The organism is Hydrogenophaga sp. OTU3427 (assembly GCF_038440225.1).
GTDB lineage: Bacteria > Pseudomonadota > Gammaproteobacteria > Burkholderiales > Burkholderiaceae_C > Hydrogenophaga.
This window is the reverse complement of record NZ_JASATI010000026.1, coordinates 25,995-39,752: the sequence shown is the minus strand read 5'-3', so window position 1 is coordinate 39,752 and position 13,758 is coordinate 25,995. Positions and strand designations below refer to the sequence as shown.

Annotated in this window: 15 protein-coding genes; 7 read left to right on the top strand and 8 right to left on the bottom strand. The window is 69.5% G+C overall.

Features of this window, described 5'->3' with window-relative positions; genetic code table 11:
- The first annotated feature begins 3 nt into the window (after positions 1 to 3).
- Genes AAHB17_RS15455 through AAHB17_RS15445 form a run of 3 tightly spaced genes read left to right on the top strand, consistent with a single transcriptional unit; the run spans position 4 to position 2,494 of the window.
- Complete coding sequence (locus tag AAHB17_RS15455; protein ID WP_342131524.1) at positions 4 to 1,002, top strand: MlaD family protein; 999 nt, start codon at positions 4 to 6, stop codon at positions 1,000 to 1,002.
- Positions 999 to 1,787: a hypothetical protein gene (locus tag AAHB17_RS15450; protein WP_342131523.1), complete on the top strand. Its 789-nt coding sequence runs from the start codon at positions 999 to 1,001 to the stop codon at positions 1,785 to 1,787. The genes AAHB17_RS15455 and AAHB17_RS15450 overlap by 4 nt, the downstream gene beginning before the upstream one ends.
- Positions 1,788 to 1,843: 56 nt before the next feature.
- Entirely contained in the window at positions 1,844 to 2,494 is a 651-nt protein-coding gene (locus AAHB17_RS15445) for a class I SAM-dependent methyltransferase (protein WP_342131522.1), read from the top strand.
- Positions 2,495 to 2,512: 18 nt separating this feature from the next.
- On the opposite strand, the gene AAHB17_RS15440 is transcribed toward AAHB17_RS15445, so the two are convergent.
- On the bottom strand, positions 2,513 to 3,424 hold the full coding sequence (locus AAHB17_RS15440) for an AEC family transporter (protein WP_342131521.1): 912 nt from the start codon (positions 3,422 to 3,424) through the stop codon (positions 2,513 to 2,515).
- 138 nt (positions 3,425 to 3,562) lie between these two features.
- Here AAHB17_RS15440 and AAHB17_RS15435 point away from each other — a divergent pair, with 138 nt between their 5' ends.
- Both AAHB17_RS15435 and xerD read left to right on the top strand, forming a co-directional pair.
- Positions 3,563 to 4,528: a tripartite tricarboxylate transporter substrate binding protein BugE gene (locus tag AAHB17_RS15435; protein WP_342131552.1), complete on the top strand. Its 966-nt coding sequence runs from the start codon at positions 3,563 to 3,565 to the stop codon at positions 4,526 to 4,528.
- Entirely contained in the window at positions 4,521 to 5,435 is a 915-nt protein-coding gene (gene xerD, locus AAHB17_RS15430; protein WP_342131520.1) for a site-specific tyrosine recombinase XerD, read from the top strand. Before AAHB17_RS15435 ends, xerD begins: the two co-directional genes overlap by 8 nt.
- Positions 5,436 to 5,466: 31 nt before the next feature.
- Here xerD and AAHB17_RS15425 read toward each other — a convergent pair whose 3' ends face one another.
- From AAHB17_RS15425 to AAHB17_RS15405, 5 genes are read right to left on the bottom strand one after another with little or no spacing between them, the layout of a single operon-like run.
- Entirely contained in the window at positions 5,467 to 6,444 is a 978-nt protein-coding gene (locus AAHB17_RS15425) for a Bug family tripartite tricarboxylate transporter substrate binding protein (protein ID WP_342131519.1), read from the bottom strand.
- Positions 6,445 to 6,473: 29 nt separating this feature from the next.
- Positions 6,474 to 7,238, bottom strand: coding sequence for an SDR family oxidoreductase (locus tag AAHB17_RS15420; protein ID WP_342131518.1), 765 nt, complete (start codon positions 7,236 to 7,238; stop codon positions 6,474 to 6,476).
- A 13-nt stretch (positions 7,239 to 7,251) separates the two neighbouring features.
- Complete coding sequence (locus tag AAHB17_RS15415) at positions 7,252 to 7,941, bottom strand: fumarylacetoacetate hydrolase family protein (protein WP_342131517.1); 690 nt, start codon at positions 7,939 to 7,941, stop codon at positions 7,252 to 7,254.
- An 11-nt stretch (positions 7,942 to 7,952) separates the two neighbouring features.
- Positions 7,953 to 8,939, bottom strand: a complete 987-nt coding sequence (locus AAHB17_RS15410; protein ID WP_342131516.1) for a Bug family tripartite tricarboxylate transporter substrate binding protein — start codon at positions 8,937 to 8,939, stop codon at positions 7,953 to 7,955.
- Between the two features lie 58 nt (positions 8,940 to 8,997).
- Positions 8,998 to 9,954 carry a 2-hydroxyacid dehydrogenase gene (locus AAHB17_RS15405; RefSeq protein WP_342131515.1) on the bottom strand — a complete coding sequence of 319 codons (957 nt, stop codon included), beginning with the start codon at positions 9,952 to 9,954 and terminating at the stop codon, positions 8,998 to 9,000.
- A 114-nt stretch (positions 9,955 to 10,068) separates the two neighbouring features.
- On the opposite strand from AAHB17_RS15405, the gene AAHB17_RS15400 reads away from it, so the two are divergent.
- Together AAHB17_RS15400 and AAHB17_RS15395 are read left to right on the top strand one after the other, a co-directional pair.
- A complete protein-coding gene (locus AAHB17_RS15400; protein WP_342131514.1) occupies positions 10,069 to 11,247 on the top strand; it encodes a citrate synthase family protein in 1,179 nt (392 codons plus the stop codon).
- Positions 11,248 to 11,319: 72 nt separating this feature from the next.
- Complete coding sequence (locus AAHB17_RS15395; protein WP_342131513.1) at positions 11,320 to 11,556, top strand: hypothetical protein; 237 nt, start codon at positions 11,320 to 11,322, stop codon at positions 11,554 to 11,556.
- A 25-nt stretch (positions 11,557 to 11,581) separates the two neighbouring features.
- Here AAHB17_RS15395 and AAHB17_RS15390 read toward each other — a convergent pair whose 3' ends face one another.
- Positions 11,582 to 12,295: a YebC/PmpR family DNA-binding transcriptional regulator gene (locus AAHB17_RS15390; RefSeq protein ID WP_342131512.1), complete on the bottom strand. Its 714-nt coding sequence runs from the start codon at positions 12,293 to 12,295 to the stop codon at positions 11,582 to 11,584.
- Positions 12,296 to 12,354: 59 nt separating this feature from the next.
- A complete protein-coding gene (gene dbpA, locus AAHB17_RS15385; RefSeq protein WP_342131511.1) occupies positions 12,355 to 13,749 on the bottom strand; it encodes an ATP-dependent RNA helicase DbpA in 1,395 nt (464 codons plus the stop codon).
- Positions 13,750 to 13,758 lie beyond the last annotated feature (9 nt).

Here is a 13,758-nt window from a genome sequence, read left to right as displayed (position 1 = left end):
CCTGTGGTTTCTCCATCGCCATCTCCCGCCGACCCACCCAACACGGCGCCCGGCCTGACCCGCATCGAGTTCAAGGCCGCGCTGCTGATGGTGCTGTTCGTGCTGCTGGTGCTGGGGTCGGGCCTGTACCTGCTGTACGCGCGTGGGGCCTTCGAGGCCAGCCAGACCGTGGTGTTGGTGGCCGACGATTCCGAAGGCGTGACCGTGGGCATGGACCTCACCTTCTCCGGTTTTCCCATCGGCCGGGTGCGCCGCATTGAACTGTCCGACGTGGGCAATGCCCGCATCGTGGTGGACGTGCCCAGGCGCGACGCCCGCTGGCTGCGCGTGAGCAGCGTCTTCACCATGGAGCGCAGCCTGGTGGGCAGCGTGCGCCTGCGCGCCTACAGCGGCGTGCTGGACGACGCACCGCTGCCCGATGGCGCCGAACGGCGCGTTCTGGTGGGCGATGCCACGGCAGAGATCCCGCAGGTGGTGGCCACCGCGCGCGAACTGCTCAACAACCTGACCGCCATGACCGGCGCCGATGCGGCGCTCAACACCACCTTGAACCAGATGCGTGTGTTGACCGAAAAGCTCAATGGCCCACAGGGCGCCCTGGGCGTGCTGGCAGGCAACGACGACGACCGCCGCCGCCTGGCCGCCACCCTGGCCCAGGCCGACACGCTGATGCAGCGGCTCAACAGCCTGACCGCGCGCACCGAAGGCCTGGTGGCCAACGCCGACCGCCGGGTGCTGGGCGACGATGGGCTGGTGACCGACGTGCAGGCCCTGGTGAAGCAGATGAACACCGCGCTGGGCGAGGCCCGCCAAAGCCTCAGGAAGGTGGATGCCGTGCTGGTGGAGGCCCAGGCCATCGCCAGCAACACCCGCGAGGCCTCGACCGATCTGGGCAGCCTGCGCGCAGAGGTGGAGGCCAGCCTGCGCAAGGTCGAGTCCCTGGTCAACGAGATCAACCGCAAGTGGCCTTTCGCCCGCGACACCGAGATCAAGCTGCCATGACGAAGCCCACCCCCGTCGCTTGCCCGCTGCGCGTGGCCGCATCCCCCCTCGAGGGGGCGACACCGGCCGTCCGGCAAAGCCGGCCCGGCGGTGTCCCTCGGCCTGGCCGCTCCGCGTCCCCCATCGTCCGCCTGGGCTGCTTGCTTGGCCTGCTGGCCTTGCTCGGCGCCTGCAGCAGCTCTCCGCCGGTGCCCGACTGGGCGGTCAACGCCCACGGTGCCACCGAGCGCGCGGTGTCTGCCTACCTGGTGGGCAACAGCCGGGTGGCTGCGGTGGAGTTCGAGCGCGCGCGCCGCGAGGTTGCCAGCACCGGCCAGCCGGCGCGGGTGGCCCGCAGCGAGCTGCTGCGCTGCGCGGCCGAAGTGGCCAGCCTCGAATTCAACGACTGCCCGGCCTACCAGTTCCTGGCCGCGGACGCGGCGGCGCCCGAACAGGCCTATGCGCGCTACCTGCTGGCCCAGCAGACCCAACCCACCGATGCCGAGCGTTTGCCCGAAGCGCACCGGACGCTGGTGAACGCTGTGCCGGCGGCGGCCGAAGCGCGGCTGACGGCCATCACCGACCCGCTGTCGCGCCTGGTGGCGGCCGGCGTGCTGCTGCGCACCGGACGTGCCACGCCCGGTGTGATCGTGCTGGCGGTCGACACCGCCAGCGCCCAGGGCTTGCGCCGGCCCTTGCTGGCCTGGTTGCAGCTGGCGCAGCAGCGTGCCCAGGCCGCTGGGCAAGGCGAGGAAGCGGCACGGCTGCAGCGGCGGATCGATCTGGTGCTGCGTCAGGCGCGCTGAGGGCGGGGTGGCGCTCCTTAGAATCGCCTGGGACCGCACAGCCACCGACGCAGACCATGAGATTCACGAACGACCACGGCGACTACCAATTCACCAACCAGTGGTTCGAAGGCACGGCGCGGGGTGTCTGGGACCAGCTCATGCCGGACATCAACCCGACCCGCATCCTGGAGATAGGCGCCTACGAAGGTGCCAGCACCTGCTACCTGATCGAGCGGCAGGCCCGGCACCATGACATCGAGATCCACTGCATCGACACCTGGGAAGGTGGGGTCGAGCACCAGCCTGGGGGTTATGTGCAGGCCGACATGTCGGCGGTGGAACGGCGCTTCCACCACAACACGCGGCTGGCCATCGGCCGGGCGACGCACCGGGTGGACCTGGTGGTCCACAAAGGTTACAGCGACTTCGAGCTGTCCCGGCTGGTGGCGGCCGAGAAGCAGAACCATTTCGACTTCATCTATGTCGATGGCTCACACCAGGCACCCGACGTGCTGTGCGACGCGGTGCTGGGCTTTCGGCTGTTGAAGCCCCAGGGGGTGATGGCCTTCGACGACTACCTGTGGCAGGAGTCGCTGCCCTATGGCACCGATCCGATCCGCTGCCCCAAGCCCGCCATCGACGCCTTCACCAACCTCTACTGCCGCAAGCTGCAGATCCTGAAGGCACCGCTGAACCAGCTCTATATACAGAAGCTCAGCGACTGAGGGCTGCGTACCGGCGCGCTACAGCGCCGCCAGCACCCCCAGCGCGAACGGCAGGCTCACCATGCCCAGCAGCGTGGACAGGGTGACCAGGCCGGCCACGTAGGCGCCGTTGTAGCCCATGCGCGCGGCCAGCACGTAGCAGCTCGATGCCGTGGGCACCGACGAGAACATCAGCAGCACCAGCGTCTGGGTCGGGTCGAGCGCGAACAGGCGGGACATGCCCCAGGCCACCAGCGGCAACACGAAGTGCTTGAGCGACAGCACCGCCACGCCCAGGGCCTTGGCGCTGGCCAGGCTGCCCAGCTGCATGCCGGCGCCAGCGGCCATCAGGCCCAGGGCCAGCGAGGCCTGGCCGATGCGGTTGACGGTGGGGTCCAGCCAGGGCGGTATCTGCAGGCCCATCAGGTTGGCGATCAGGCCACTGCCCGTGCCGATGATCAGCGGGTTGCGCAGCAGCTCGCGGGCGAAGCCGCGCTGGGCGTGTTTCGCCATCGGCCACACCGCGCCGGTGTTGAAGATGGGCACGCAGAAGCCGATCAGCACGGCGATGAGTTGCAGGCCCTGAGGCCCGGCCACCTTGTCGGCCAGGGCGAGGGCGATGAAGGAGTTGAAGCGGAAGCCCACCTGGGCGCTGGCCGCGTGCATGCGCGGGTCCAGCCGCCGGCCCAGCCAGGGCCAGTGGGGCAGGGAATAGGCCAGCGCGATCGCCACCACCGCCAGGCCGAGCCCGGCGCCGATCAGGCCCGAGGTGGCGCCCAGGTCCAGCGGGCTCTTGACGATGGAGCGGAACAGCAGGGTGGGAAACAGGCAGTAGTAGACCAGGCTGTCGACCTGCTCCCAGACCTTGCGGTTCAGGGCCGTCAGGCGGCACAGCAGGTAGCCGATCAGGATGAGCGAGAAGTCGGGAAACAGCAGTTGGGCGAAGTTCACCGGGCGAGGATACAAGGGTTTGCCCTTGGGGGAATGTGCGTACAGGGAACTCCGTGCGCTCATTTATATTCAATCGCCTGAGGCTGGCCGCGGCTTGCCGAACCCGTCATTTATTTCCCCACAGGAGACCCTTGCATGATGTTCCGCCGTGAAGTCTTGGCTCTGGCCGCGCTGGCCACCTTGAGTGGCAGCGTCTGGGCGCAGGCCTACCCCAACCGCCCGGTCAAGTTGCAGGTGCCTTTTGCACCCGGTGGCACCACCGACATCGTCGCGCGTGTCATGTCCGAGCCGTTGGGCAAGGAGCTGGGCCAGTCGGTGGTGGTGGAGAACAAGGCCGGCGGTGGCGGCGTGGTGGGAGCCACCGAGCTTGCGCGTGCCGCGCCCGATGGCTACCTGCTGGGCATGGCGACGGTGTCCACCACCGCGGCCAACCCGGCCATCAACCCCAAGATCAGCTACAACCCGCTGACCGACTTCATCCCCATCATCAACATCGCCGCCACACCCAATGTGATCGCGGTGCACCCCAGTTTCCCGGCCAAGGACTACAAGGCCTTCCTGGCCGAGTTGAAGAAGTCGCCGGGCAAGTATTCCTACGCGTCGTCGGGCACCGGTGGCATCGGCCACCTGCAGACGGAGCTGTTCAAGAACCTCTCGGGCACCTTCATCACCCACATCCCCTACCGTGGCGCCGGCCCGGCCCTCAACGACACCATCGCGGGCCAGGTGCCCATCATCTTTGACAACCTGCCGTCGGCGTTGCCCTTCATCAACACCGGCAAGCTGGTGCCCATCGTGGTCGCCGCGCCCCAGCGCCTGAAAGAGCTGCCCAACGTGCCCACCTTCAAGGAAGTGGGCCTGGAGCCGGTCAACCGCATGGCCTATTACGGGCTGCTGGCGCCCAAGGGCACGCCGCCCGACATCGTCAACAAGGTGCATGCCGCCGCCGTGAAGGCGCTGCAGGACCCGGCCGTGCGCAAGCGCATCGAGGACACCGGCTCGCTGATCGTGGCCAACACGCCGGCCGAGTTCAGCGAACAGATCAAGGCCGAGCTGGCGATCTACAAACAGGTGGTGGACAAGCAGAAGTTGAAACTTGACTGAAGCCGATCCGGCGCTGCTGGCCGCCGCAGAGGCGGACGCCGGCGCCTTTGTCGATGCCCTCTGGCTCGAGGAAGGCCTGTCGCGCAACACGCTCGACGCCTACCGCCGTGACCTGGTGATGCTGGGCCAGTGGCTGGCCGTGCAGGGCCGGGCGCTGAGCGCCTGCACCGAGGCGGACCTCAACGGCTACTTCGCCGCCCGCCACGCGCAGACCCGCGCGACCACCGCCAACCGGCGCCTGACCGTGTTCAAGCGCTACTTCCGCTGGGCGCTGCGCGAGCGCCTCATCACCGCCGACCCCACCCTGCGCCTGCAGGCCGCCAAGCAGCCGCTGCGCGTGCCCAAGACCCTGAGCGAGGCGCAGGTGGAGGCCTTGCTGGGCGCGCCCGACGTGGGTACGCCGCTGGGCCTGCGCGACCGCGCCATGCTGGAGCTGATGTACGCCAGCGGCCTGCGGGTCAGCGAGCTGGTGGACCTGCGGACCTTTCAGGTCAGCCTGAGCGAACACGTGCTGCGCGTCACCGGCAAGGGCAACAAGGAGCGCCTGGTGCCCTTCGGCCTGCTGGCCGGCGAGTGGCTGTTGCGCTACCTGGCCGAGGCGCGTGCCACCATCCTGGGCGGGCAGCAGACAGAGGACCTGTTCGTGACCGCGCGCGGCGCCGGCATGACGCGGGTGATGTTCTGGACCCTGGTGAAAAAACACGCGCTGGCGGCCGGCATCCGCAGCCCGCTGTCGCCGCACACGCTGCGCCACGCCTTCGCCACGCATCTGCTCAACCACGGCGCCGACCTGCGCGCGGTGCAGATGCTGCTGGGCCACGCCGACATCTCCACCACCACCATCTACACCCACGTGGCGCGCGAGCGGCTCAAGGACCTGCACGCCCGGCACCACCCGCGCGGCTGAGCGCCCGGGCGCGCCCAGGCCACCCTCCACTTCACTCCATGGGAATGCCCGCTTCCTTGACGACCTTGCCCCATTTCGCCAGGTCGGCGCGGATCAGCGCCGCGTAGTCCTGTGGCGTGCCGCCCTGGATCTCGATGCCGGCAGCTTCGAGCTTGGCGCGCACATCGGGCAGCTTGAGCGCGGCGTTGATCTCGGTGTTGAGCCGGGCGACGATGGCCGCGGGCGTGCCGGCCGGCGCCAGGAAGCCGCCGTTGGTGTTGGCGTCATAGCCCTTGAGGCCTTGTTCGTCGGCGGTCGGCACGTCCGGCAGGGCCGAGCTGCGCCTGAGGGTGGACACCGCGACGGCGCGCACGTTGCCGGCCTTGACCTGCTGCTGGATGGCGCTGATGGTGTCGATGTAGAGCGCGGTGCGTCCGGCCAGCAGGTCGGGGTGGGCGGCGGACGAGCCCTTGTAGGGGACCAGCAGCATGGGGGTGCCGGCCGCCGCCATGCGGAACATTTCGGCCGCCATTTCCTGCGCGCTGCCACGGCCCGAGGTGGCGATCTTGGCCTGGTCCGGATGGGCCTTCATCCAGGCCACGAATTCGGGCAAGGTCTTGGCCGGAATCTGCGGGTGGATGGCGAACACCAGCGGCACCACGTGGGTGTAGACGATGGGCTCGAAGCTTTTCTCCGGGTCCCAGCCCAGGCTCTTGAACAGGAATTTGTTGGTGTTGTGGCTGCCGCCCACGATGCCGATGGTGTAGCCGTCGGGCGCGGACTTGGCCAGCACGTCCGTGCCCAGGTTGTTGGACGCGCCCGGCCGGTTGTCCACGATGACCGGCTGCCCGAGCGAGTTGGCCAGCTTGTCGCCGACGACGCGGGCGATGAGATCGATGGCACCCCCCGGCGGGGCCGGCACGATGATCTTGAGGGTGCGTGTGGGGTAGGCCTGGGCCGTGGCCAGCGTGGGCGCCAGCGACAGCGTGGCCGCGAGGGCCAGGGCGTGGATCAGGGTCTTGCGTTGCATCGTTGTGTCTCCTTGGGGTGTTGTCGGAATCAGCCGCGGCCCACGAAGGGCATGGCGCTGGCCATGACGGTCATGTTCAGCACGTTGGTGCTCAGCGGCAGCGCGGCGATGTGGCGCACCGCGTCGGCCACGTGGCGCGCGTCCATCATGGGTTCGGTGGCCACCGTGCCGTTGGCCTGCAGCACGCCGCGTGTCATGCGCTCGGACAGCTCGGTCAGCGCGTTGCCGATGTCGATCTGGCTGGCCACGATGTGGAAGGGACGGCCGTCCAGCGCAAGGGCCTTGGTCAGGCCCGACACCGCGTGTTTGCTGGCGGTGTAGGGGGCACTGAAGGGGCGCGGCGTGTGCGCCGAGATCGAGCCGTTGTTGATGATGCGCCCGCCCTGAGGCGCCTGGCGGCGCATCAGCCCGAAGGCCGCGCGCGCGCACAGGTAGACGCCGGTCACGTTGGTGTTGATCACGCTGAACCACTTGTCCAGCGGCAGCTCGTCCATGGGCACCGCCGGGGCGTTGACGCCCGCGTTGTTGAACAGCAGGTCCAGCCGGCCGAAGGTCTTCTCGATGGTGCCGAACAGGGCCTCCACGCTGGCGGGGTCGGTCACGTCGGTGGGCACGGCCAGCGCGGCCTGGCCGCGCGCCTCGGCCTCGACCGCCAGGGTCTGCAGCGGCTCGGCCCGGCGGCCCGCCAGCACGACGCGCCAGCCGTCGTCCAGCAGGCCCAGGGCCACGGCGCGGCCAATGCCGCTGCCCGCGCCGGTGACGAGGGCGATCTGGGGGGAAGGGGTGTGGGTCAAGGTGAAGCTCCTGTCAGGGTGTGTGAACGTGCAGTGTGAACTGGCCGATGCCGGCGACGCCGCCGGCCAGGGTGTCACCAGCTTGCAGCGGACCGACACCGGCGGGCGTACCGGTGAAGATCAGGTCGCCCGGGCGCAGCGCCACCGAGCGCGAGAGCATGGCCACCAGCTCGGGCACGGGCCACAGCAGGTCGGCCAGGTCGGCGCGCTGCCGCTCCACGCCGTTGACCGCCAGCCAGATGGCGCCTTGGCGCGGGTGGCCACCCACCGTGGCCGGGACCAGCGGTGTGCAGGGGGCCGCGTGGTCGAAGGCCTTGGCGGCCTCCCAGGGGCCGCCCGCCTGTTTGGCCTGCTGCTGCAGGTCGCGCAGCGTCAGGTCCAGGCCGGCGGCATAGCCCCAGATGTGACGCGCCTCGGCATCGGCCGGGGCGATGTCGCGCCCGCCCTGGCCGATGGCCACGACCAGCTCGATCTCGTGGCAAAAGTCCGTGGTGCCGGGCGGGTAGGGCAACACGCCCTGCGCCGGCACCACGGCGCTGGCCGGCTTCATGAACCAGGCCGGCATGGCGTCCGGCCGGGTTTCGCCGGCGGCCCAGCGGTAGTTGCGGCCGATGCAGAACACGCGGCCGACCGGGAACACCGCGTCCGTGCCCGCCACCGCCAGGGTGGTGGGGGCGGGCGGCGGCAGCACGAAGGCTGCCATCGCTGTCGCGCTCATTCGACCGTGATCTTGCGGCTGCGGATGATCTGGGCAAAACGTGCCCGGTCGTCCGCGATCAGTTGGGTGAACTCCTGCGGCGAGGTCGCGCGCGGCAGGCCGCCCAGGGTCACGAAGCGTGCCTTGACCGCTTCGTCGGACAACACGGCGCGCACGTCGGCGGCGATCTTGTCCTGCACCTCCTGGGGGGTGCCGGCGGGCGCCAGCAGGCCGATCCACGAAATCGCGTTGAAGCCGGGAATCACGCCCTCGGCCAGCGTGGGCACCTCGGGAAAGGCCGGCACGCGCTTGTCGCCGGTCACCGCCAGCGCGCGCAGCTTGCCGGCCTTGATGTGGCCGGAGGCCTCCAGCACCGTCATGAAGGACAGCTGCACGTGGCCGGCCAGCAGGTCGGCGATGGCCGGGCCGCCACCGCGGTAGGGCACGTGCAGGATGAAGGCGCCGGTCTGGTCCTTGAACATCTCGGCCGCCAGGTGCGGCGCGCCGCCGGCGCCCGAGCTGCTGTAGCTCATCTGGCCCGGCTTGGACTTGGCCAGGGCGACGAACTCGGCCGCCGTTTTCGCCGGCACCGACGGGTTGACCATCAGGGCCAGAGGCAGTTCGGCCACCAGCGACACCGGGGCGAAGGCCTTGTCGGCGTCGTAGGGCATCTTGGGGTAGAGCGAGGGGTTGATCGCTTGCGTGCCGACGTTGCCCAGCAGCAGCGTGTGGCCATCGGGGCGGGACTTGGCGACGAAGTCGGCACCGATCTGGCCGGCCGCGCCGCCCTTGTTCTCCACGACGACCGGCTGGCCCCAGCGCCGGCTCAGCTGTTCGGCGATGACACGGCCGCCGGTGTCGGTGCCGCCGCCCGGCGGGAAGGGCACCACCAGGGTCACGGGCCGCGAGGGGAAGGTCTGCGCGAAGCTGGGCGCGGCGGCCAGGGTGCACAGGCTCAGGCCCAGGGCAAGGCCCAGGGGGAAGGTGAAGCGTCGCTGGATCATGGTCTTGTCTCCGTTGTCTGTATGGAAATCGGTTCGGCCGGGGATGGACCCCGGGGGGTCAGGTCGTCAGGCTCATGGCCGGGCGTTCGCCCGCGAGCGCCTGGGCCAGGCTGTCCAGCACCATGTGGGCCATGGCGCTGCGGGTTTCCCAGGTGGCGCTGGCGCGGTGGGCTTGCAGGGTGACACGGTCGGATTGGCGCAGCGCCTGCGGCACGTGGGGCTCGTCGACGAACACATCGAGGCCGGCGCCCGCGATTCGGCCGGCGGCGACGGCCTCGGCCAGGTCGCTTTCGTTGACCAGGCGACCACGCGCCACGTTGACCAGGAAACCGCGCGACCCCAGGGCGTCGAGCACGGCGGCGTTGACGATGCCTTCGGCCTGGTCGGCGGCCGCGCACAGCACCAGCGCGTCGGCGTCGCGCGCCAGATCCACCAGATCGGCCACGAAGCGGTGGGGCACGTCGCCAAAGGGCTGCAGGTCGGTGTAGCTGATGGGGCAGCCGAAGGCTTGCGCCCGCTGGGCGACCGCGCGGCCCACCCGGCCCATGCCGACGATGCCCACCTGCATGCCGCTGAAGCGGCGGGCCAGCGGGATGGCGCTGGGCTGCGGGTGCAGCGGCCATTGGCCGTCGCGCACGAAGCGGTCGCCAGCGCACAGGTTGCGGCAGGCCGCGATCAGCAGGCCGATGGCCAGGTCGGCCACGTCCTCCGTCAGCGCGCCCAGCGTTGCCGTCACCGGCAGCCGGCGCTGCCGGCAGTAGGCCAGGTCGACCGCGTCCGTGCCGACGCCATTGACGGCCACAACCTGGAGTCCGGGCAGCTGCTCCAGCATGGCCCGCGAGATGCCGGTGTGGCCGCCGGTGATGACGGCGGCGATGGCGCTGCCGTGCTCGCGCAGCCAGGCGGCCTTGTCGCCGCTCAGTTCGAAATACTTGTGGACGGTGTAGCGCGACGCGAGCGCGTCGTTGACCGAGGGAATCAGGATGGGGTTGAGTTGCAGGACCTGGGGTTTCATGGGCGTGTTGCTCAGAGGGGGCCAACGTGGAAGTCGTGGGCAGATCCTAATTTGTGCTTGATCAAAACGTCAATATTGATGTATAAAATCAATGTATAAAGACACACAAACCCCATGGCCACCTGGATTTCCCTGGACGAAGCCTGCCGTCTCCTGGGCGTGCGCGCGCAGACGGTGTACGCCTACGTGAGCCGTGGCAAGCTCGAAGTCATGCCCGACCCGGCCGACACGCGGCGCAGCCTGTACCGCGCCGAGGACGTGGCCGGCCTGGCCAAGCGCAAGCAGGACGGCCGCAAGCACGAGACCCTGGCCGCCAACGCGCTGTTCGGCGCCGAGCCCAGCATCCCGACCGCCCTGACCGCCTTTTTCCGTGGGCGCCCGCACTACCGGGGCCAGGACGCGGTGGACCTGGCGCGCACGGGCACCCTGGAAGCGGTGGCTGGCTTGTTGTGGGGCGCCGAGCAGGCGGTGGACTTTTCGGCCCCCGCAAGCGCGCCCGTGTCACCGCCCGGCAGGGTGGCCGCGTTCACGGCCCTGGCCGGCCTGGCGGCCAACGGGCATTCCACGCGGGGGCGCCTGACGCGGGTGCTGCACATCGAGGCGCAGAACCTGGTCGGGCAGCTGGCCAATGCCTTTGGCGCCCGCCAGGGGGGATCACAGCCGCTGCACCGGCGTTTTGCCCAGGGCTGGAAACAGACGGCCCCGATGGGGGAGTTGCTGCGCACGGCCCTGGTGCTGCTGGCCGACCACGAACTGACCAGCTCGGCCTTTGCCACGCGCATCGCGGCGTCGACCGGCGCCTCGCTGCCAGCCTGCCTGCTGGCGGGGCTGACGACCTTGTCGGGGCCGCTGCACGGTGACGCCACCGGCCGCGTGCGCGCCTTGTTCGACGAGGTGGAGCGCCAGGGCGAGGACCGGGTGGTGGCGCACTACCTGTCCAATGGCCTGCCCCTGGCCGGCTTCGGCCACTTCCTCTACCCCGACGGCGACCCGCGCGCGGCCGCCTTGCTGGCCTTGTTCGAGCCGCCGCGGGTGATCGCGCGCTTCATCGAGAAGGTGACCCAGCAGACCGGGCTGCTGCCCAACATCGATGTCGCGTTGGTGGCCCTGGTGGCGCACGGCCGGTTGCCGGCCGACGCGGCCTTTGGCCTGTTCGCCACCGCGCGCAGCGTCGGGCTGCTGGCGCACTGCATGGAGCAACTGGACGTGGTGCAGGTGATCCGCCCCCGTGGGCGCTATGTGGGCGTGGTGCCCGCCCTTGCCCCTGTGCCCAGCAGGGGCAACACAGTCTGAGGTGCGCGGGTGTACCGTGCGGGTCGCAGCAATGGTGCTGCACCACAGCGCTTGTCTGGACGGAGTTCGACCATGAAAAAGTTGATTGTGGCCATCGCGGCCACGCTGGTGTCGTCATGGGCCCTGGCCCACAACTGCCCCAACGAAATGAAGGCCATCGACGCCAAGTTGCCCGGTGCGCAGCTCAGCGCGGAGAACATGAGCAAGGTGAAGGACTTGCGCGCCAAGGGCGAGCAGTTGCACAAGGAAGGCAAGCACACCGAGTCGATGGCGGCGTTGGCCGAAGCCAAGAAACTGCTGGGGATGTGAGCGTCGGGACCGGGCTTCCGGCCGCCTATTCCCCCAGGCCCGCGAACACGTTCTGAACGTCCTCGTTGGCGTCCAGTGCCGCCAGGAAGGTCTCGACCTCGTCCAGCTGTTCGGGCGTGAGGCTGGCGGCGCTGACCGGGTTCTTGGGCTTGTAGCCCAGCTTGGACGACAGCAGCCTGAAGCCCTGCGCGGGCAGGGCACGGCCCACCAGGTCAAGGTCGGTCGGGTCGGTGATGAACAGGGTCACGCCTTCTTCGTGGGCGGGCTCGAAATCCTGAGCGCCGGCCTCGATGGCGGCCAGCTCGGGGTCGGCGCCGGGGGTGGCCGGTTCGGCCTCGATCAGGCCGACGTGGTCAAAATCCCAGGCCACCGAGCCCGAGGTGCCGAGCTGCCCCTTGCGGAACAGCACGCGCATCTCGGAGGCGGCGCGGTTCACGTTGTCGGTCTGGCACTCCACCATCACCGGCACGCGGTGGGGCGCGAAGCCTTCGTAGATCACGTGCTCGAAATGCACGACTTCACCGCTGAGGCCTGCGCCCTTCTTGATGGCACGGTCCAGCGTGTCCTTGGGCATGGAGGCCTTGCGGGCCTGTTCCACCGCCAGGCGCAGGCGCGCGTTGGCGCTCGGGTCGGCGCCGTCGCGCGCCGCGATCATGATGTCCTTGACCAGTTTGCCGAACAGACGGCCCCGGGCGTTGGCCGCCAGGTCCTTGTGTTTCGCTTTCCATTGCGCGCCCATGCTGCGTACCTTCTGTGTGGTGGGATGTGTGAGGAGGGAGGATGTGGGGAGGGCGTGGCTCAGTCTTCGAGCACCCGCACTTTCACGCTTTTGCCCTTGATGCGGCCGGCGTCGAGGCGGCTGGCCGCCTGCTGGGCGATGTCGCGGTCCACCGCCACGTAGGTGGACCATTCGTTGACGTTGATCTTGCCCACCTGTTCGCGGGTGTAGCCGAGGTCGGCGGTGAGCGCGCCCAACACGTCGCCTGGGCGGATTTTCTCTTTGCGTCCACCTTGGATGTGCAGGGTGACCATGGGCGCCAGCAGCGGGCCGCTGCCGGTGGGAGTCAGGTCGGCCAGCGGATACCAGACCGATTCCTGCTTCTGCAGTTGTTCGATGCGGCCGACCGAGCCCATCTCGTCCAGGCTGGCGAGGTTGAGCGCCAGCCCGCTTTCGCCGGCGCGCCCGGTGCGGCCGATGCGGTGGATGTGGACCTCGGGGTCGGGTGTCACGTCCACGTTGATGACGGCCGCCAGGCTGGCGATGTCCAGGCCGCGCGCGGCCACGTCGGTGGCCACCAGCACCGAGCAGCTGCGGTTGGCGAAACGCACCAGCACCTGGTCGCGGTCACGCTGCTCCAGGTCGCCGTGCAGGGCCAGGGCGCTGATGCCCTGGGCGTGCAACACCTCCACCAGGTCGCGGCACTGGACCTTGGTGTTGCAGAAGGCCAGGGTGCTGGCCGGGCGGAAATGCGTCAGCAGCTGGCCCACCGCGTGCAGGCGGTCCTTGTCCTTGACCTCGTACCAGCGCTGCTCGATCTGGCCGCCGCTGTGCTGTGCCTCCACCTTCACCGTCACCGGCTCGCGCATGAACTGCGCCGCCAGCTTGGCGATGGTGTCGGGGTAGGTGGCCGAGAACAGCAGGGTCTGGCGGTCCTTGGGGCACTGGCGGGCGACCTTGACGATGTCGTCGAAGAAGCCCATGTCCAGCATGCGGTCGGCCTCGTCCAGCACCAGGGTATTGAGCGCGTCGAGCTGCAGGCTCTGGCGTTCCAGGTGGTCCATCACGCGCCCGGGCGTACCCACCACGATGTGGGCGCCATGCTCCAGCGTGGCCAGCTGGCCGCGCAGCGGGACGCCGCCACACAGGGTGACGACCTTGATGTTGTCGTCGGCGCGGGCCAGGCGGCGGATCTCGGTGGTCACCTGGTCGGCCAGCTCGCGGGTGGGGCACAACACCAGGGTCTGGACCGCAAAGCGGCGCGGGTTGAGGTTGGCCAGCAGGGTCAGCGCGAAGGCCGCGGTCTTGCCGCTGCCGGTCTTGGCTTGCGCAATGATGTCCTTGCCCAGCAAGGCGGCCGGCAGGCTGGCGGCCTGGATGGGCGTCATCTGCTGGTAGCCCAGGGTCGCCAGGTTCGCCAGCATGGCGGGCGACAGGGGCAGGGTGGCGAAGTCGGTCGGGGGAGAAACGGTCATTCCCGATTA

Excerpts from the sequence above, each read along its gene's own strand:
- AAHB17_RS15450 (WP_342131523.1), top strand. The coding sequence starts at position 999 with ATGACGAAGCCCACCCCCGTCGCTTGCCCGCTGCGCGTGGCCGCATCC.
- AAHB17_RS15445 (WP_342131522.1), top strand. The coding sequence starts at position 1,844 with ATGAGATTCACGAACGACCACGGCGACTACCAATTCACCAACCAGTGG.
- AAHB17_RS15435 (WP_342131552.1), top strand. The coding sequence starts at position 3,563 with ATGTTCCGCCGTGAAGTCTTGGCTCTGGCCGCGCTGGCCACCTTGAGT.
- AAHB17_RS15425 (WP_342131519.1), bottom strand. The coding sequence starts at position 6,444 with ATGCAACGCAAGACCCTGATCCACGCCCTGGCCCTCGCGGCCACGCTG.
- AAHB17_RS15415 (WP_342131517.1), bottom strand. The coding sequence starts at position 7,941 with ATGGCAGCCTTCGTGCTGCCGCCGCCCGCCCCCACCACCCTGGCGGTG.
- AAHB17_RS15410 (WP_342131516.1), bottom strand. The coding sequence starts at position 8,939 with ATGATCCAGCGACGCTTCACCTTCCCCCTGGGCCTTGCCCTGGGCCTG.
- AAHB17_RS15405 (WP_342131515.1), bottom strand. The coding sequence starts at position 9,954 with ATGAAACCCCAGGTCCTGCAACTCAACCCCATCCTGATTCCCTCGGTC.
- AAHB17_RS15400 (WP_342131514.1), top strand. The coding sequence starts at position 10,069 with ATGGCCACCTGGATTTCCCTGGACGAAGCCTGCCGTCTCCTGGGCGTG.
- AAHB17_RS15395 (WP_342131513.1), top strand. The coding sequence starts at position 11,320 with ATGAAAAAGTTGATTGTGGCCATCGCGGCCACGCTGGTGTCGTCATGG.
- AAHB17_RS15390 (WP_342131512.1), bottom strand. The coding sequence starts at position 12,295 with ATGGGCGCGCAATGGAAAGCGAAACACAAGGACCTGGCGGCCAACGCC.
- dbpA (WP_342131511.1), bottom strand. The coding sequence starts at position 13,749 with ATGACCGTTTCTCCCCCGACCGACTTCGCCACCCTGCCCCTGTCGCCC.